This window comes from Marinobacter sp. B-12 (assembly GCF_056857915.1).
Genome location: NZ_JBSXOB010000048.1, coordinates 44,636 through 62,132 on the forward strand (window position 1 = coordinate 44,636; position 17,497 = coordinate 62,132).

Here is a 17,497-nt window from a genome sequence, read left to right on the forward strand (position 1 = left end):
GGTGACCCATCCGGCTACGACAACTCCTCGGGCAGGCCGCCGCGGCATTCGGATTCCAGGCACTGGCTCTGTTGCCCGGCTGCTTCTGGCTGGTGGGCTCAGTCTGGTTGTTGTCGTCGTCGCGGGCGTCCAACTCGGAGCGGTGGACCTGACATGGTCCCAGGTGTGGTCCGGGTTGACCGGTGACAGTTCGCAACACGTTCAGCGAGTGGTCTTCGAATTACGGTTGCCCCGTACCCTGACCGGCGCCCTGATTGGTGTTCATTTCGCCCTGTCGGGTTGGTTGTTACAGTTGCTTAGCCGCAACCCGTTGGCAGAAGCCGGCATTCTCGGCATCTCCGCCGGCGCCAGCCTGGTGGCGGTCGTCGCTTTTATTATCGGAGACTGGGTGGTATCCAGTGCCGATCCTTACAACAACACATCGTTTGCCCTTCAGTATTTGCCCCTGTTTGCCATGGCCGGCGGGTTGGTAACGGCGCTCGCGGTTTATTTCCTTGGCATGCGGCATGGCCAGTTGTCACCGGTCAAAATGACACTGACCGGCGCAGTCATTGCCGGTATGTTGCATGCACTGACCACCGGTGCGCTGGCGTTCTGGGGCCACGCCCATACTGAGCTGGTTGCCCAATGGCTGGCCGGATCACTGTACGGTTCGCAATGGCAACACCTCCGCACGTTGCTGCCATGGACAGCTATTGGTCTTGTCGGTGTCGCGCTGCTAGTGCGCCCCCTGAAAGTCATGCAGCTTGACGATCAACACGTTCGCACCCTGGGCCTGGGCCTGAACCGTTGGCGAGCCTTTGCTCTGCTGATTGCCACCCTGCTGGCGGCCAGTGCTGTCGGAGTTGTGGGGCCGGTTGGCTTCATCGGCTTGTTGATCCCTCACATCAGCCGACGGCTGGCGGGTGCCAATCTTCCGGTTCAGTTGGTCTTGTGTGTACTATTGGGAGCGGTGCTGGCGGTACTGGCGGATTTACTCGGCCGGACGCTGTTTACACCGTATGAAGTGCCCGTGGGCGTGGTTTCCGCTGTCCTTGGCGTACCGTTTTTTCTCTATCTGTTATCGCGTCAACCCTGAGGCCCGGATCCTCCATGTTACGAACCGAGCATCTCTCTCTTGCCTACGGCGACAAGCCGGTTGTGAGCAACGTCTCGCTGGCCATTCCCGAAGGTGGGATTACCTGCCTGCTGGGCCCCAACGGTTCTGGTAAAAGTACCTTGCTGAAAAGTTTCGCGGGCCTGCTATCGGCCCGGTCCGGCCAGGTTTACCTGGATGATCGACCCGTCGAACAATGGGACCGAAGCAAGCTGGCCTTAAGACTTGCCATGCTTCCCCAGAAACCGATTGTGCCCAATGGCATCCGGGTTCAGGATCTGGTGGCGCTGGGTCGTTTTCCACATCGCAAATGGTGGCAACGCAACCTCACCACCGACAACAACGCAACCTTCGAAGCCATGGCAATGACAGGGGTTTCCGAGTTGGCGGAACGACCGGTGGAAGCGCTGTCCGGAGGGCAACAGCAGCGGGTATGGATCGCCATGGCGCTAGCTCAGGAAACCGACATTCTTCTGTTGGACGAACCCACCACGTTTCTGGACTGGGGCTATCAGTTGGAAGTACTGGAATTGCTGACCAAACTGAATCGAGAGCACGGACTGACAGTGGTGATGTCATTGCATGATCTGAATCAGGCCGCACAATTTGCCGACCGGATTGCGGTTCTGGCTGACGGTCGGCTCGAAACCATCGGTAGCCCTGAGGAGGTTATTACCGAGCCCCTGATCAACCGGGTATTTCGGGTTCATACCCAGGTTACAAAGGGGCGGGGCGGTCGTCCGTTCTGTTCCGGATTTGCTGAGTCTTTCCATGACGGTTCAGCATCGAACGATCACGGTCTGACCCGCGAGCCTCGTCTTACAGGTTCCGTGTTTCCAGACCGCGCAACGTAAAGCCGGCGTCATTGACCAGTTCTTTAAGGGAGTCTTCGCTGATTTGTTTGTCGGTGTCTGCGTTGAAGACAACCAATCCTTCATTCAGTTTGATGTCGAGACTGTCGCTCTCTACCCCTTGGATGGTCAGTATTTTTTTCTCGATGCCATAAGCGCAGTAAGGACAGGCCAGACCGTCAACGCTTAGCTCGTATCGAAATTCGGCTGACCAGGCAGGTAATGCCAGTGCCATCAAAAAAATCACAGATAACAGTGTCCGCATATCAATCACTCCTCTAAAGTTACAGATGCCATTCCAGTTCGATCAAGGCGCGATAGTCGTCCGCCTCCTGACCTTTCGGGAAATCCTCGTAAATCTCCGCCTGAACACCGGCCTTGACGGCAACGTTGCGGTAGGTCCACATCAAACCAGGGGACAGAAAAAGCTGATCGCCGCCCAGTTCACGGGAAGTGCCATCGACAACCCCGTTCGTACGGTCGAGACGTTCATAATTAAGCTCCAGCATCCAGACCCAGTCTGGCTCGCGATATTCTGTGGGGGTAAACCGAATGCCGCCCACCAGATCGACCTTTGTTTTATCCGGGCGTTCAGCCCCGTTGGCGGCATCGCGGTTAAAACGGTGGCGCACGGGGGCCCAGCGGCCCGACCACCACATACACACTCCCGAGCAGAATCTAGAGGCAAAGCAGCCGAAAATTCCAAGGGTTACTCTGTCGTCTTCATGATGTTTGCAGAATAGCCCGCGCCACGCACAGCCTCTGCAAGCTGCTCGTCCGAAATTTCTGATTCGTCAACTGCCACCCGGGCTTCACCGCTTTCGTGGGAAACAGAACACCCCTTTACACCTGTTTGCTGTTCGAGAACATGACGGACAATTTCCTCGCACCCGTGGCAATGCATGCCACCGATTGAAAGCCTGATTGTCTGCATGCCTATCTCCTCACTCACTGTCGGCCTGCTAGCAGGTACTGCGTTCTGCTCCAGCGCTTCAAATATGGAGCAGCACCGCAAAGGGCCCTGCCCGGGACACCGGTCCACAAGTGCCGCAAGTCCCTGTCGGATTTGTCGTAGCTGGTCAATCTTCTGGTCTACATCGCGCAGCTTTGCCATTGCCCGTTGCTGCACATTACTTGCGTCGGCGCGGGGGGCGTCGGCATCTCGCAGCTCAAGCAGCTCGGCGATCTCTTTCAGGGAGAACCCCAACTCTTGCGCACGGCGAATAAAATGTAATCGCTTTACCGTGGCGTCCGAGTAAATCCGATAGCCACCTTCCCTGGGACGTGACGGTTGTTCAATGAGCTTGCGGCGTTCGTAAAAACGAATCGTCTCGACACCGACACCCACCACGTCAGCCACTTTGCCAATTGTCATGTCAGTCATGGCGGCATCCTCAACTCGCGAATTCTCAGCTCACATTAGTGCCCGTACCACGGTACGGGGTCAAGAGTGCTGAACATTCTATAGGAGTGCAGGGCTTGACTCCGTAGCCGACTACGGAAGTATTTTGAAGATAGCCAGAAAAGTCATGAAAGGAACCATCGTAATGTCAGAGTTGAAATCAGAGTCCAAATCCGGTCGCGGATCGTTAGTCGCAGGGGGGGTGGCAGCAGTGCTCGCATCGGCCTGCTGTCTTGGCCCCCTAGTTCTGATCTCGCTGGGTATTTCCGGCGCCTGGATTGGCAACCTTGCCGCTCTGGAGCCCTACCGGCCGTGGTTCATTGGTGCTGCTCTGGTGGCGATGGTCTTTGCCTGGCGTCGGATATACCGGCCTGCACAGGATTGCGATCCGGGCGAGGTCTGCGCAGTACCGCAAGTGCGAACCGCTTACAAGATCACCTTCTGGATCGTCGCGCTGCTCGTACTGATCGCGTTGGCATTCCCTTTCGTCTTACCGCTATTTTACTGAGAGGCCATACATCATGAAAAAGTCCCTGATCACTGCCGTACTGTTCACGCTGTTCAGCATGCCTGCCTTGGCGTCGCAAAAGACGGTGACCTTGTTGGTTCCCGGAATGACTTGTTCGGCTTGCCCGATCACCGTCAAAGCCGCTCTCAAGAGGGTCGATGGGGTAAGTTCTGTCCAGGTCCGCTATGAGGAGCGTGATGCGACGGTTACTTTCGACGATGAGAAAGCCACCGTTGAAGCAATAACTGAGGCCACGAACAACGCGGGCTACCCGTCCACACTGATACAGTCCGGGGCGAAATAGGAGTAGTGTTTATGAGTGATAACGATCTGCACATTGCCGTGATTGGCAGTGGTGGTAGTGCCATGGCCGCCGCGTTGAAATCGGCGGAACGTGGAGCCCGGGTGACGCTGATAGAACGCGGCACCCTGGGTGGCACCTGCGTCAATATCGGCTGTGTGCCCTCGAAGATCATGATCCGCGCCGCCCATGTTGCCCATTTGCGCCGCAGCAGTCCGTTCGACGAGGGCATTGCGGCGGTCGAGCCTTCTATTAACCGGCCCCGGTTGCTGGCCCAGCAACAGGCCCGGGTCGATGAGCTTCGTCACGCCAAGTATGAAGGAATTCTCGAAGACAATCCGGCCATTACGGTCTTGCGGGGTGAGGCTCGGTTTATCGATTCCAATACCTTGCAGGTTACCGGAACTGACGGCACGGAAAGCGAAGTACGCTTTGACAGAGCGTTCATTGGTGCCGGTGCGCGGCCAGCTATTCCTCCGGTTCCGGGCCTTGCCGATACGCCGTACTGGACGTCTACCACGGCGCTGGCCAGCGACACCATTCCAGATCGACTGATTGTCATCGGGGCGTCTGTCGTGGCAGTGGAACTGGCCCAGGCGTTTGCCCGGCTGGGCAGCGAGGTGACCATCCTGGCGCGCAGCCGGCTGTTTTCCCGTGAGGACCCGGCTGTTGGCGAGGCCATTGAAACCGCGTTCCGGGCCGAGGGTATCAAGGTTCTGAATAACACGCAGGCGAGTCAGATCAATTATACCAATGAGGAGATCGTTCTCGCCTCGAACGCGGGGGAACTGCGGGCCGATCGGCTTCTGGTGGCCGTGGGACGCACACCAAACACAGACAGACTGAACCTGGAGGCTATCGGCGTCGAGACGGATCGCGGGTCCATCATCGTCAATGAGAAGCTCCAGACCCGGGTGCCGGGCATATACGCCGCCGGCGACTGCACCAATCAGCCCCAGTTTGTCTATGTGGCGGCCGCCGGTGGCAGTCGGGCAGCGGTCAATATGACCGGTGGCAATGCACGGCTGGATCTCAGCGCCATGCCAGAGGTGGTCTTTACCGATCCGCAGATTGCGACCGTCGGTTTGTCTGAAACCGACGCCGAGGTAAGGGGTTTCGTCACCGACAGCCGTACTCTGACTCTCGACAACGTGCCAAGGGCACTGGTCAATTTTGATACCGGGGGCTTCATCAAGCTCGTTGCGGAACGTGAAAGCGGACGGTTACTGGGTGTGCAATCCGTGGCGGGTGAGGCCGGCGAACTGATCCAGACCGCGGTGATGGCGCTACGTGCGGGCATGACCGTCAACGAGATCGCCGATGAACTGTTTCCGTACCTGACGATGGTAGAAGGTTTAAAGCTGTGTGCTCAAACCTTTACCAAGGACGTCAAACAGTTATCCTGCTGTGCGGGATAAGGCAAGCCAGCCCATGGATTGCATGGGCAAATGCTCTATTAGTAACCTTGTTTGATGAAGTAAACTGATACCGTAGTCAACTACGGAGTAAGCCCGCATGGCGAATAACGTAAAACCACTGACTATCGGTGGACTGGCCAAGGCGAGCGGTGTCCATATCGAGACCATTCGCTACTACCAGCGGCGGGGCCTGTTAACGGAGCCCCAACGGCCTCCCGGTGGGATCAGACGCTACGGTTCTGCCGATATTGATCGATTGACGTTCGTGAAATCGGCGCAGAACCTGGGCTTTAGCCTCGACGAGATTATCGACCTGCTTCGACTGGAAGATGGCGCCCACTGCCAGGAGGCCAGTGTCCTGGCCGAGCACAAATTGCAGTCCGTGCGTGGGAAGATCAAAAAATTGGAAAGAATTGAGAGTGTTCTGAGCGATATGGTCGCCCGGTGCCATGAACAAAAAGGGGACATTGCCTGCCCGCTCATCGCGTCATTGCACACCGGGATCAGCAAAGCCCCGGAGGTTTGAGGGGATCGTCATTGAGATGTTGTGAGCAGGGCACCTTCACTGTCGGAAAAACGTTATCCGAGTCCTCCCAGTACGGGGAACGTGGATAGCATCCAGGTAGCAAATCGGGTCATCTGGCCGGTTAATACCATTATGCCCATCACAATTAACACCAAACCAGCCAACGCTCTCAACGGTCTGCTCCAGCGGCTGAGCCCGCGTACTCGCTTGCGAAAATGTTCAATGAACAACGCTGTTCCAAGGAATGGCAGCGCCAGCCCTAACGAATACAGGGCCAGATACAGCATCCCTGTTTCGGCACTGGCGTGCGTAGAGCTCAGGGCCAGAATGGCCCCGAGTATGGGGCCGATACAGGGCGTCCAGCCGACGGCAAAGGCCACGCCCAGCACAAAGGCTGCCGTCGGCCGTCCACCTTCGAGTGTCTGCCCCAGTCGCCAGTCGCGTTGCAGCGCGGGCATACTCCACCAACCCAGCATAAACAGCCCCATCAGCACAATCAGTGCGCCTGCCACCAAATTGGCTTCCCGGCGATAGGCCATCAGCCATTGGCCCAGGAGGCTGGCGCTTGCGCCGAGCGCGACGAAAACCAGGCTAAACCCCAGTACAAAACAGAGGCTCAGCCAAAAAGCCTTCAGCCGGTTCGAGGTGTCACTCACCGCCCCGCCGGTAACCACGGACAAATAGCCGGGCACCAGGGGAAGAGTGCAGGGGGAAAAGAAAGACACAAGGCCGCCGATAAAAGCGGCCAGAGTGCCCCAGGTTGCGAGGTCCGGCATATCAGAACTCGTATCGTTTGACGCTTTGAGCCTTGCCGTCGGCGGTAAATGCCATCACGTCATAGTTGTCCTGTCTGCCTGTTTCCATGCCCGGAGAGCCATGGGGCATGCCAGGCACGGCGAGTCCGAGTGTCTTGTTGCCGAATGGGTGAGAATGTGACTCCAGGTAGGCCTTGATGTCATCGGCTGGAACATGACCCTCGATTACCACGCCGTCGATAATGCCGGTATGGCAGGATGCCATGTCTCGAGGGACCTGGTGCTGAATCTTGATTTCGTTAATGTTGCTTGTGTTCTCAATGTTCACTTCAAATCCATTGCGCTCAAGGTGTTCCGCCCAGTCGGCACAGCACGAGCAATTGGGGCTCTTATAAACCGTTATGGCATGAGCGGTTTTACCAGATGCGTCGTTTTCGGTGGTGGGCTCTGAGGCTTGAAGTTCAAATCCAATAGCAAACGCGCTCACAATAAGCGCGATTGAGCCAGCGGCGATAGAAGCTTTCATAATGTGTTCCTGTAAAAAATTGAGTAGGGCTGGTGCCTTATTATTAATTTGGCACCAGTCGTTTTAAACGTGAAGGTTCTCATCGTAATCTCCTGCGGGCAGGCCTGGGCCTCGTTAGGCATTGCCAGAACTGCGCCTGTATAGGAACGGATATTCGGGAGCCGAGCTTTGTTGCCCGACCATAACAACACAGCAAATCAGAAGAGAGTGTCTGGTGGGGGTGTTAGAACGTCGGCGATAGGACTTTGATACACCGCTATGGTTAGTGCGGTATGAGAGAGTGCAGTGCGCTGGAAAGGCGGGACCGAGTTTACGGCTACGATTCCGTGCAGCGGCATGAAGGCGCACTGGGCTGCGATTCGCAAACAGCTCATGTTTTTAGGGCTGCTGCAGTTCATCGGTATTTTGGCGTCTCTGGTTTCTGCATCAATTGCAGAGGCATGATTCATTCCGTTGCAATGAATCATGCTGTTGGTCGTGTGCGTGGTGGAACCACTCGTCACGCCAGCATGTCCCTGTGACAGGGAGCCGAGCAAAAGCAAAATACTTAGCAATGCTGCGGTGACGTTGCGGAGGCGCATGGATTGTTCCACTTCAAACTGTGACGCCAAAGTATAAAACCCCGGAGCAGCTCATACGTCAAGCATTGGGTTTGGTTTTAAGGTTGTAAGTGGAACTTTATGCCAGGGAACAGCGCAAGGGTCGTTATTGTTGAGAGGGTAACTGGTACCCCCGGCAGGACTCGAACCTGCTACCTTCCCCTTAGGAGGGGGACGCTCTATCCAGATGAGCTACGGGGGCTGATCGTCAGAAGGCGGGTATGATAGCGGGCTGAGTGATGTGTCTCAAGGGCTTGCGGAATACTTCCAGAATAGAAGGAGATCGCTGTGACAGAAATTCGGCTGAAGCGTGCCTATGATGAGCCGGCTCGTTCTGACGGGCCAAGGCTGTTGGTTGATCGGGTATGGCCTAGGGGAGTCACGAGGGAAAAGGCCAATTTGACCGAGTGGCTGAAGGGCTTGGCGCCTTCCAATGAACTTCGGAAGTGGTTCGGTCACGATCCAGCCAAATGGGACAGTTTTCTGGAAAAGTATCGACAGGAACTGACATTGACCGATAATGCGGACCTTAGCACTCTGGCTTCCTATGTTGATAAGCACGAACGAATCACACTGGTATTTGCAGCCAAAGATACAGATCATAATAATGCGGTAGCGCTGAAACAGTTTATTGAGGCAAGGCAGTTACCAGTTTGATCGGGCACCGGGGATATAAGACGCATTGAAGACAGCATTGCACGAACCTTCAGAGCCGGCGCAGCGCGTGAGCTGCATTGTGCCGGTATGGCGGGAGGCCGCTACCATTCGCGACACCCTGAATCATTTGCGGCCGCTCAGGGCGGCAGGTCATGAAGTGATTGTGGTGGACGGTGGCAGTGATGATGGTACCGCCAGGCTGGCGGACGGGCACTGTGACCGTGTTATCCAGTCCCGCCGTGGGCGGGCTGTGCAAATGAACGCCGGCGCTCGAGTCGCGCGTGGCGATGTCCTTCTGTTTCTGCACGCTGATACCCGGTTACCGGAGTCTGCCCTCGTGGCACTGGATCAGTTCAATGCAAGCCGTAAGGCATGGGGGCGATTTGATGTACGCCTCACCGGTCAGCGCGTGCTGTACCGGGTGATCGCCTGGTTCATGAATCAACGCTCCTGGGTGACTGGCATCGCCACTGGCGACCAGGCTCTGTTCGTGCGTCGGCCGGTGTTTGAGGCCCTGCGCGGCTTTGAAGAATTGCCATTGATGGAGGACGTGGAACTATCCTCCCGGCTGAGGTTGGTGTCACGACCGTTCCGTATTACCGATCCGGTGGTCACGGACAGCCGACGCTGGGAACAGCACGGTGCCTGGCGTACCATCCTGCTGATGTGGCGACTGCGCTGGCGCTATTGGCGCGGCGACTCGCCGGAAACCCTTGTTGCCCTCTACCAATCGGATGTCCGTAATGCCCGTCAATCCTGATGCTTCAGCACTGGTTATGCAGTTTTCCAAATGGCCGGAAGCGGGCCGGGTGAAAACCCGTCTGATGCCGGAACTGGGCGCAGAAGGGGCTATGGAGGCACACATCAGGCTCAGCCTGGCCGTGCTCGATAATCTGGTGGCCAGTGGTTATACCGTCCGTTTCCTGTGGGACCGGGAACTGAAGAGTACACCGGAAGGGGCTACCCCCGTCCTGGAAAGGCTTGAAGCCCACGGCGTTGCACAAGCCCTGCAGCAGGGCGACGTACTGGGAGAGCGCATTTTGCAGGCGCTGGAAGCAGGGTTGCGTGGGTTTGGTAAGGCGATGATTGTGGGCAGCGATTGCCCCTCTGTCGATGCGGACTATGTGCGCACGGCGGTGGCAGCGCTGGACGAGGTGGATGTGGTGCTGGGCCCGTCGGAAGACGGCGGCTATGTTCTCATCGGTGCTCGTCGGGTCATCCCGGGTATGCTGGCCGACGTCGCCTGGGGAACGGACAAGGCATTGTCGCAAACCTGCGACCGCCTTACGCAGGCGAATGTGTCGTTCAGGTTACTTCCGCAACGATGGGACGTGGATGAACCCGAAGACTGGCACCGGTTCATGGGCCAGTCTTCAGGCTGAGCGCTGATCAGGCATCGGGAACAGCACTGCGTTGCAGCAACTGTTCAATCACACTGTCGTTGTTTTTTACCTCGGCTGCGGTGAACACCCGCAATGCCTGTTTACGGTCAATGACCTGCTTCTGCAAAGTATTAACCAGAGCTTCCCGGCTCACGCGTTGTATAGCCTTGGCCAGTCTCTCCCGTGAATTGAAGTCGGTCGCGCCCCGGTCGATTTCACGCCAGTAACGCTCCGAGATTTCCCCAAGTTGCCGATCCTGTTCCATCAGCTGGCTGGTGACAGCCTGTTTCTCGCGCGCCAGATCCTGCTCCGAGAGGTTGGATAGCGTGTCCTTGAACGTTGTGGAAAATTCTCGTAGGGCTTGATCTATCTGGTCGCCACTGGCTTCAGGGGATTGCACCACGAAGCCCAGCGCCGGGGTTTCCAGCATTTCGAACGGGGTGGCGTAGACGATATAGCCAAGCTGGCGATTGGTACGGAGCTCTTCGTAGAACGGGCTGCTGATAATCTGCCCCAGCAGGCGGAACACGGCGCGTTCTTCAAAGCCGGTGTTATCACCCTGTACATAGAGGGTGTAGCCAGTGTCCGGATGGTCTACCTCCAGCGGTAACACGGTTTCACCCTCCGGTAAGGCACGAACGCGGCTGCGCTCGACCGTTGTCAGCTCGCTGTCGTCCAGCACCATGGCATGGATACGGTTAGTGAGGTTAAGGGCGGAAGCTTGTGTCATATTGCCGTGTGCGAGCATTACCGGGTCAACCTGAGCCAGGAACGCCTCGGCAAAGGATTTGAGTTCATCCAGCGTGACTTCCCGGGCGGCCTTAAGTTTCTCTTCTGTACTCCAGGCGCCCTCGATCAGCAGGCTCTGGATGCGTTCAGAGGTCTGCTGCACAGGCCGTTCCTTGGCCTTGTTCAGTAGCCCATCGATCATGTTTCGCCGGGCTATGCGGAAGCGCTGGTCGGTGAGCGTGGGGTCCGCTACCTGGGTCAGGATGCGGGTCATCAGGGTATGGAGTTTGTCGCTGTAACCGCCGACGCGGACGGTGATGCCCCGAAGGTGGGGGTATATGCTGTAGTCGAGCCCCGCCAGTTGGGCGGGATAGGCCCAGGCGTTCACGTTGGTGTTGATGGCATCCACCAACAGCGACGACAACACATTGCTGCGAGCGGATGCCCGTGTCGCCGGGGTTCGCAGGCTGAGGTACACGTTGGCCTTGGGCGTTTCAAACCGGGTGTCCCGAGCGTACCAGACCTCCATACCACTGACCTTGCCCATTGAGACCGGTTGCTCCATGGTCGCGCCGTCGATCATGTCGAGTTCTTCGGGAATAAAGGGGTTGTCGAGCGGCAGGGCCAGCCTCGACACCATGGGGTTGTCGTCCCGTTGCCGAATGTCCCGGATGGCGAGAGGCTTCAATTTCCAGGCGGCGTCGTACCACTGGGTCAGGTTGGGGCCTTCAATGTTCGGCTCTGTTTCCAGGACGGACACCAGCACGTTATCCGGGGTAAGACGATCAAGAATGCGCCGGTATTTATCAGGGACGTAGCTCTCCATCATCCACGGTGCCTGGAGCACGTCTTCCGGCGCCACGTGCCGCATTTGCCGAGACAGATGCATGACTTCCTGCACGGGCTGGCTTTTTTCCCGGAAGCGGAAGTCGATCTGCGCCAGTTGTTTCATTTCTTCGAAACGGGTCCGGGAAATGCCTTCCTCACGCACCTCGTCAATGTAGGCAAAGGTCAGTTCCAGAATGGTTTCCTGCTTTTCGAGGCCCTCCGGAGTCAGCGCCATGTTCAGTTCCAGGGTGGCTTCCTGGCCGGTATCCATGCCGCTACCTGCGGACAGGCTTTCCACCAGGCCAGCCTTTTTCAGCACGTCAAACAGGCTGCCCGGGCCTTCGTGGCCGAGCAGGCTGGCGACGTAGTTGGCCGGCTTGTCGCGGTAGTGGTCTTCCTGAGACGGGATGGGGAAGGTGAGCGTCAGGTTGCGGATATCCTTCAGCGCATCGGCGTGCACGCGGGCGGGCAGGGTGTCCGGACTAAACAGCGGCTCATCGTGAACCTTTGCGTTCAGGTTGCGGTTTTCGATGCGGTCGAAGCGGCTTCGTACCATGGCTTCGAGCTGATCCAGCGATTGCGGGCCGTAGACGGCAAGCGTCATCAGATTGGAGGAGTAGTGGGTCTTCCAGAAGTCGATCAGGTCCGGGCGCAGGGGGCGCTTGTCGGTGTTCTCCAGAGTGGTCAGGTTACCGACGGCAAACTGGTGGAACGCGTGGTCGGGATTGCTGACGGCCTTCTTGACGGAGTAGAAGCGGCGGCTATCGTCCTTTTGTTTGGCGCTGAACTCCGAATGTACGGCGCGGCGTTCGCGATCCACCAGTTCCGGAGTGAACAGGGGTGCTGAAAACTGCTCCGCGAAGCGATCGAGAGCATCGTCAAGGTGCTCCGCCTGTACGTCGAAGAAGTAGTTGGTGTCCTGGAAGGCGGTAAATGCGTTGTGGCTGCCGCCATGGCTTTTTATGAACTGCTGGTATTCGCCGGGGTCGGGGTATTTTTCCGTGCCCAGGAACAGCATATGTTCGAGGAAGTGAGAGAGGCCTTCTCGGTTGGCAGGGTCGTCGCCACTGCCGACGGCGACGTTCATGGATGCTGCGGCTTTATCGGAGCCCGGCGCGGAAATCAGTAGCACCCGAAGCTGGTTGTCCAACTGCACATAACGGTACAGGTTGTCGTCATTCGGGCTTTTGAGGGGCGACTGGCTCGCCAGGGTAACCGAACTGAAGGCCAATACCAGCGCCAGTAGAAATCCTTGCTTCAGGCCAAGGAAACCTTGGGCAAATCCATGGATGCCAGGGTGCATACAGTCTCTCTTTGCGTTGAAACGTTAATGAATCAGGGCGTTACGGGTACTTTCCGGTTGTTGGTCCAGGGTTTTCTTCGCCAGGCTGACGGCTGCGTCCGCATCGAGTTGGCCGGAGGCAATGCGCTCAAGAACCGTCCCCATCACCGCAACGGACTGGCGATAATCCGCGAATTCGGCCTGGAAGGCGTGGTCAATGGCCTGATACACCGCCTGGATTTTCTGTTCCCGGGTGCCGGCGTCGGCGGCGGTGTCGTTGATGGCCTTCAGGCAGGCACGTGCAATGGCAATGTAGCGTTCAGCGTTGGGATCGTCTTTGTGCATGTTCCAGGTTCCGAAATGCGGGAAATGTAGAGAGTATAGAGACAGAAACTGCCGTTGAAGGTTCCGATTATGTCACTGCAACCGTCAGGTTTCATTTCCTTCCGGTAATGCAAGTTTGCCAGACGGGACACTAGGATTTGCGGGCAGCCGGCCCACCTTGTGCTAGTCTCAATTTCAGCATGTCGGTTAACCGAACAGGTTCCGGCGTGTATTGCATGCATGAGCTAGAGTAAATGCTCTAATTAAATCAGGGGCTTACAGAGTAAATGCTCTAAAAAAGTTCGATACATGAGTGTTGCATTTAAGTACAATGCCGGCGTGCATCGGCGGTATAAGACTTTGGTCTAATATTGTCGATGGTAACAAAGGAAAAAGACAACAACTGAGCAACAAGCAGGGTGGACTATCAATGAATTACTTTCTGACGGGTGGCACCGGATTTATCGGCCGTTTTCTCGTTGAAAAACTGCTGGCTCGCGGTGGCACAGTACATGTACTGGTGCGCGAGCAATCACAGGAAAAGCTGGACAAGTTGAGGGAGCGCTGGGGCGCGGATGAGTCCAGGGTGAAAGCAGTGATCGGCGACCTTACCAGCCCGAACCTGGGCATCGATGCCAAGACGATGAAATCGCTCAAGGGTAACATTGACCATTTCTTCCACCTTGCCGCTGTTTACGACATGGGGGCGGACGAAAAGTCCCAGCAGGCGACCAACATCGAGGGCACCCACAGTGCCGTCAATGCGGCAGCAGCCATGGAAGCCGGGTGCTTCCACCACGTGTCCTCCATTGCGGCGGCCGGCCTGTTCAAGGGCACCTTCCGCGAGGACATGTTCGAGGAGGCGGAAAAGCTCGACCATCCCTACCTGCTGACCAAGCACGAATCCGAAAAGGTGGTTCGCGAGAGCTGCAAGGTTCCGTTCCGGATCTACCGTCCGGGTATGGTGGTTGGCCATTCCAAGACGGGTGAAATGGACAAGGTCGACGGGCCTTATTACTTCTTCAAGATGATCCAGAAAATTCGCCACGCACTGCCACAGTGGGTGCCGACGATCGGCATCGAGGGCGGGCGACTGAACATTGTGCCGGTGGATTTCGTGGTGAATGCGATGGATCACATCGCGCACCTGAAAGGCGAGGACGGGAACTGCTTCCACCTGGTGGATTCCGACCCCTACAAAGTGGGTGAGATTCTCAATATTTTCTCCGAAGCCGGTCATGCTCCCCGTATGGCGATGCGTATCGACTCGCGCATGTTCGGGTTTGTGCCGCCGTTCATCCGCCAGAGCCTGAAGAATCTGCCGCCCGTTAAGCGTCTGACCACCGCATTGCTGGACGATATGGGCATTCCGCCTTCGGTGTTGTCGTTCATCAACTATCCCACACGGTTTGACGCCCGAGAGACAGAGCGAGTCCTTAAGGATACCGGTATCGTCGTGCCGCGCCTGGAAAGCTATGCAGCTGTTCTGTGGGACTTCTGGGAGCGTAACCTGGACCCTGACCTGTTCAAGGACCGCACCCTGCGAGGCACGGTGGAAGGAAAGGTCTGTGTGATCACCGGCGGTACTTCTGGTATTGGCCTGGCGACGGCGCAGAAACTGGCGGATGCTGGTGCCATTCTGGTGATTGGCGCTCGCAAGAAAGAACGCCTGATGGAAGTGGCTGCGGAACTGGAAGCTCGTGGAGGCAACGTTCATGCCTACCAGTGCGACTTTGCCGACATGGATGACTGCGATCGGTTCGTAAAAACGGTGCTGGACAATCACGGCCATGTGGACGTGTTGGTCAATAACGCTGGCCGTTCCATTCGTCGCTCATTGGCGCTGTCGTTCGACCGTTTCCACGATTTTGAGCGTACCATGCAGCTGAACTACTTCGGCTCTGTTCGCCTGATCATGGGTTTTGCACCGGCTATGTTGGAGCGTCGTCGCGGCCACGTGGTCAATATTTCGTCCATCGGTGTGTTGACCAACGCGCCCCGTTTCTCGGCGTACGTCGCGTCCAAGTCAGCGCTGGATACCTTTAGCCGTTGTGCGGCGGCGGAATGGTCGGATCGCAACGTGACCTTCACTACCATCAATATGCCGCTGGTGAAAACGCCGATGATCGCGCCCACCAAAATCTACGACTCGGTGCCCACACTGACTCCGGACGAAGCGGCGGAAATGGTGGCAGACGCCATCGTGTACCGTCCCAAGCGCATCGCCACGCGTCTGGGCATTTTTGCCCAGGTCATGCAGGCGCTGGCGCCGAAGATGGGCGAGATCGTGATGAACACCGGTTACCGCATGTTCCCGGACTCTCCGGCCGCTGCCGGCAGCCGTTCCGGTGCAAAGCCGAAGGTGTCCTCCGAGCAGGTGGCCTTTGCGGCGATCATGCGGGGTATTTACTGGTAGTATTGCCCCCTGAAGACCAGAAAACCCCGCTTCGTGCGGGGTTTTTTGTGGCTGTCTATCAAGGCGCCTCTTCTGTGTCGTCGGGTACCGGCGGCGGTGGAAAGCCACCGATTTCGCGCCAGCGATTGACGATGCCACAGAACAGGTCGGCCGTTTTCTCAGCGTCATAGGCGGCCGAGTGCGCGTCCTTGTTGCTGAACGGAATGCCCGCCAGCTTGCAGGCCTGGGCCAATACGGTATGGCCATAGGCCAGGCCGGCTAGCGTTGCCGTGTCGAATGTGGAGAACGGATGAAACGGGTTGCGGCGGATGTCTGAACGCAGGGCGGCGGCGAACACAAAGTTGTGATCGAAGGTGGCGTTGTGGCCAACGAGCACGGCCCGTTTGCAATCGTGGGCTTTGACCGCCTTGCGGATGGGCCCGAAAATCTCGCTCATACCTTCCCGCTCCGGAACCGCTTCCCGCTCCGGGTTCCACGGGTCGATACCGGTGAAGTCCAGCGCAGATTGCTCCAGGTTGGCGCCCTCGAACGGGTCGATCTGCTGCACGTGGGTTTCAGCCCGCTTCAACCAGCCGTCGTCGTCCATTGTCAGTATGACCGCAGCAATTTCCAGCAGGGCATCCTTCTCAGGATTGAAACCACCGGTTTCCACATCCACCACAACCGGCAGGAAACCACGGAAGCGGCGGGACATGGGATGCGGTTCTTTATGTTCTTCAGTCACTTAAACTCCTGGAGTCTCTGGCCAGGGTTGCAGGCCTGGTAAAGGAATGGTTGGTAAGGAACGATTAACCGGGAACGGTTGGTCTGGATGATGTTCAGACAAGACGCCATTTCAGGCTTTCGCCTGCCTTCAAAGGCACGATGGTACCCTTAGCCAGAGGCAGCTCGTCCGGCATGTCCCAGGATTCTTTCACCAGCGTGATGGTATCGCTGTTTCTGGGCAGGCCATAGAAGTCAGCGCCATTGAAGCTGGCAAAGGCTTCCAGTTTGTCCAGGACGCCCAGGTCTTCGAAAATCTCCGCATACAGGGGCATGGCACTGAACGCCGAGTAGCAGCCGGCGCAGCCACAGGCAGTTTCCTTTTTGTCTTTCGAGTGCGGCGCAGAATCCGTTCCCAGGAAGAAACGACGGTCCCCGCTGACCACTGCATCCCGCAACGCCTGTTGGTGCCGATTGCGTTTGAGGATCGGCAGGCAGTACAGATGAGGACGAATGCCGCCGACCAGCATGTGGTTGCGGTTGTACATCAGGTGTTGCGGCGTGATGGTGGCACCCAGGTTGTCACCGTCATGGTCACGCACGAATTCGGCCGAATCGGCGGTGGTGATGTGCTCCAGAACCACCCGCAAATCCGGAAACGCCTCCATGGTCGGCGCCAGTACGCGCTTGAGGAAGATCTTTTCCCGGTCGAAGATGTCGATGTCTACGTCGGTGACTTCGCCGTGGACCAGCAACAGCATTCCGCAGTCACTCATGGCCTCCAGCACCGGATAGATGTTGCGAATGTCGGTCACGCCGGACGCAGAGTTGGTGGTGGCGCCGGCCGGATACAGTTTGGCGGCAACCACGCCTGCAGCCTTGGCATCCCTGATTTGCGCGGGCGTAGTGGTTTCTGTGAGGTACAGCGTCATCAGCGGATCAAACCCGGTGTCACCAGCTGCAGCCAGTATCCGGCTACGGTAGGCCATGGCCTGTTCGGCCTCAGTCACCGGCGGCGCCAGGTTCGGCATGATGATGGCGCGGCCAAAGCAGCGGGCGGTGGCAGGTACTACGTCCTTGAGAATGTCGCCATCCCGCACGTGAAGGTGCCAGTCGTCAGGACGGGTGATGATCAGTTGTTCGGTCATTTACGGTTCCGGGATGTGCTGGGGCCCGTCAAACATGAACCCCTGAA

19 protein-coding genes and 1 tRNA gene are annotated in these 17,497 nt (G+C 57.4%); 10 read left to right on the forward strand and 10 right to left on the reverse strand.

The window, feature by feature from the left end; genetic code table 11:
- Position 1 precedes the first annotated feature (1 nt).
- Both AC13D2_RS08730 and AC13D2_RS08735 read left to right on the forward strand, forming a co-directional pair.
- Positions 2-1,078: a FecCD family ABC transporter permease gene (locus AC13D2_RS08730; protein WP_482938491.1), complete on the forward strand. Its 1,077-nt coding sequence runs from the start codon at positions 2-4 to the stop codon at positions 1,076-1,078.
- A 14-nt stretch (positions 1,079-1,092) separates the two neighbouring features.
- A complete protein-coding gene (locus AC13D2_RS08735) occupies positions 1,093-1,950 on the forward strand; it encodes an ABC transporter ATP-binding protein (protein ID WP_482938492.1) in 858 nt (285 codons plus the stop codon).
- On the opposite strand, the gene AC13D2_RS08740 is transcribed toward AC13D2_RS08735, so the two are convergent.
- Genes AC13D2_RS08740 through AC13D2_RS08750 form a run of 3 tightly spaced genes read right to left on the reverse strand, consistent with a single transcriptional unit; the run spans position 1,916 to position 3,331 of the window.
- Positions 1,916-2,212, reverse strand: coding sequence for a heavy-metal-associated domain-containing protein (locus AC13D2_RS08740; RefSeq protein ID WP_300499674.1), 297 nt, complete (start codon positions 2,210-2,212; stop codon positions 1,916-1,918). The genes AC13D2_RS08735 and AC13D2_RS08740 overlap by 35 nt on opposite strands.
- Before the next feature lie 19 nt (positions 2,213-2,231).
- Positions 2,232-2,606, reverse strand: a complete 375-nt coding sequence (locus AC13D2_RS08745; RefSeq protein ID WP_300499677.1) for a hypothetical protein — start codon at positions 2,604-2,606, stop codon at positions 2,232-2,234.
- Positions 2,607-2,656: 50 nt separating this feature from the next.
- The gene (locus tag AC13D2_RS08750) at positions 2,657-3,331 is read right to left on the reverse strand and encodes a MerR family transcriptional regulator (RefSeq protein WP_300499680.1); all 675 of its coding nucleotides are present in this window, start codon (positions 3,329-3,331) and stop codon (positions 2,657-2,659) included.
- Between the two features lie 163 nt (positions 3,332-3,494).
- On the opposite strand from AC13D2_RS08750, the gene merT reads away from it, so the two are divergent.
- The 4 genes from merT to merR all read left to right on the forward strand — a co-directional run bounded on the left by merT (position 3,495) and on the right by merR (position 6,102).
- Positions 3,495-3,857, forward strand: coding sequence for a mercuric ion transporter MerT (gene merT / locus AC13D2_RS08755; protein WP_007151713.1), 363 nt, complete (start codon positions 3,495-3,497; stop codon positions 3,855-3,857).
- A gap of 13 nt (positions 3,858-3,870) precedes the next feature.
- Positions 3,871-4,161 carry a mercury resistance system periplasmic binding protein MerP gene (gene merP, locus AC13D2_RS08760; RefSeq protein WP_007151712.1) on the forward strand — a complete coding sequence of 97 codons (291 nt, stop codon included), beginning with the start codon at positions 3,871-3,873 and terminating at the stop codon, positions 4,159-4,161.
- An 11-nt stretch (positions 4,162-4,172) separates the two neighbouring features.
- Positions 4,173-5,576 (forward strand): mercury(II) reductase, encoded by a 1,404-nt coding sequence (merA, locus tag AC13D2_RS08765; RefSeq protein WP_482938493.1) that lies wholly within the window; start codon positions 4,173-4,175, stop codon positions 5,574-5,576.
- A gap of 97 nt (positions 5,577-5,673) precedes the next feature.
- Positions 5,674-6,102 carry an Hg(II)-responsive transcriptional regulator gene (merR, locus tag AC13D2_RS08770; RefSeq protein ID WP_482938494.1) on the forward strand — a complete coding sequence of 143 codons (429 nt, stop codon included), beginning with the start codon at positions 5,674-5,676 and terminating at the stop codon, positions 6,100-6,102.
- A 53-nt stretch (positions 6,103-6,155) separates the two neighbouring features.
- Here merR and AC13D2_RS08775 read toward each other — a convergent pair whose 3' ends face one another.
- The 3 genes from AC13D2_RS08775 to AC13D2_RS08785 all read right to left on the reverse strand — a co-directional run bounded on the left by AC13D2_RS08775 (position 6,156) and on the right by AC13D2_RS08785 (position 8,184).
- The gene (locus AC13D2_RS08775) at positions 6,156-6,878 is read right to left on the reverse strand and encodes a cytochrome c biogenesis CcdA family protein (protein WP_482938495.1); all 723 of its coding nucleotides are present in this window, start codon (positions 6,876-6,878) and stop codon (positions 6,156-6,158) included.
- Position 6,879: 1 nt separating this feature from the next.
- On the reverse strand, positions 6,880-7,383 hold the full coding sequence (locus AC13D2_RS08780; RefSeq protein ID WP_421910546.1) for a DUF411 domain-containing protein: 504 nt from the start codon (positions 7,381-7,383) through the stop codon (positions 6,880-6,882).
- A 724-nt stretch (positions 7,384-8,107) separates the two neighbouring features.
- Positions 8,108-8,184: transfer RNA gene (locus AC13D2_RS08785), tRNA-Arg, on the reverse strand.
- A gap of 86 nt (positions 8,185-8,270) precedes the next feature.
- Here AC13D2_RS08785 and AC13D2_RS08790 point away from each other — a divergent pair.
- Genes AC13D2_RS08790 through AC13D2_RS08800 form a run of 3 tightly spaced genes read left to right on the forward strand, consistent with a single transcriptional unit; the run spans position 8,271 to position 10,021 of the window.
- A complete protein-coding gene (locus tag AC13D2_RS08790) occupies positions 8,271-8,639 on the forward strand; it encodes a DUF488 domain-containing protein (protein WP_300499083.1) in 369 nt (122 codons plus the stop codon).
- Between the two features lie 25 nt (positions 8,640-8,664).
- Complete coding sequence (locus tag AC13D2_RS08795; protein WP_300499086.1) at positions 8,665-9,399, forward strand: TIGR04283 family arsenosugar biosynthesis glycosyltransferase; 735 nt, start codon at positions 8,665-8,667, stop codon at positions 9,397-9,399.
- Positions 9,383-10,021 carry a TIGR04282 family arsenosugar biosynthesis glycosyltransferase gene (locus AC13D2_RS08800; protein WP_482938496.1) on the forward strand — a complete coding sequence of 213 codons (639 nt, stop codon included), beginning with the start codon at positions 9,383-9,385 and terminating at the stop codon, positions 10,019-10,021. The genes AC13D2_RS08795 and AC13D2_RS08800 overlap by 17 nt, the downstream gene beginning before the upstream one ends.
- Before the next feature lie 7 nt (positions 10,022-10,028).
- Here the strand turns inward: AC13D2_RS08800 and AC13D2_RS08805 are convergent, their stop codons facing one another.
- A complete protein-coding gene (locus AC13D2_RS08805) occupies positions 10,029-12,881 on the reverse strand; it encodes an insulinase family protein (RefSeq protein ID WP_300499091.1) in 2,853 nt (950 codons plus the stop codon).
- A 24-nt stretch (positions 12,882-12,905) separates the two neighbouring features.
- Positions 12,906-13,205, reverse strand: a complete 300-nt coding sequence (locus AC13D2_RS08810; RefSeq protein ID WP_300499094.1) for a hypothetical protein — start codon at positions 13,203-13,205, stop codon at positions 12,906-12,908.
- A gap of 409 nt (positions 13,206-13,614) precedes the next feature.
- On the opposite strand from AC13D2_RS08810, the gene AC13D2_RS08815 reads away from it, so the two are divergent.
- Positions 13,615-15,600, forward strand: coding sequence for an SDR family oxidoreductase (locus AC13D2_RS08815; protein ID WP_007151677.1), 1,986 nt, complete (start codon positions 13,615-13,617; stop codon positions 15,598-15,600).
- Positions 15,601-15,658: 58 nt separating this feature from the next.
- On the opposite strand, the gene rnt is transcribed toward AC13D2_RS08815, so the two are convergent.
- Together rnt and pyrC are read right to left on the reverse strand one after the other, a co-directional pair.
- A complete protein-coding gene (rnt, locus tag AC13D2_RS08820) occupies positions 15,659-16,294 on the reverse strand; it encodes a ribonuclease T (RefSeq protein ID WP_007151676.1) in 636 nt (211 codons plus the stop codon).
- Positions 16,295-16,418: 124 nt separating this feature from the next.
- Positions 16,419-17,450 carry a dihydroorotase gene (pyrC, locus tag AC13D2_RS08825; RefSeq protein ID WP_300499102.1) on the reverse strand — a complete coding sequence of 344 codons (1,032 nt, stop codon included), beginning with the start codon at positions 17,448-17,450 and terminating at the stop codon, positions 16,419-16,421.
- Between the last annotated feature and the right edge of the window lie 47 nt (positions 17,451-17,497).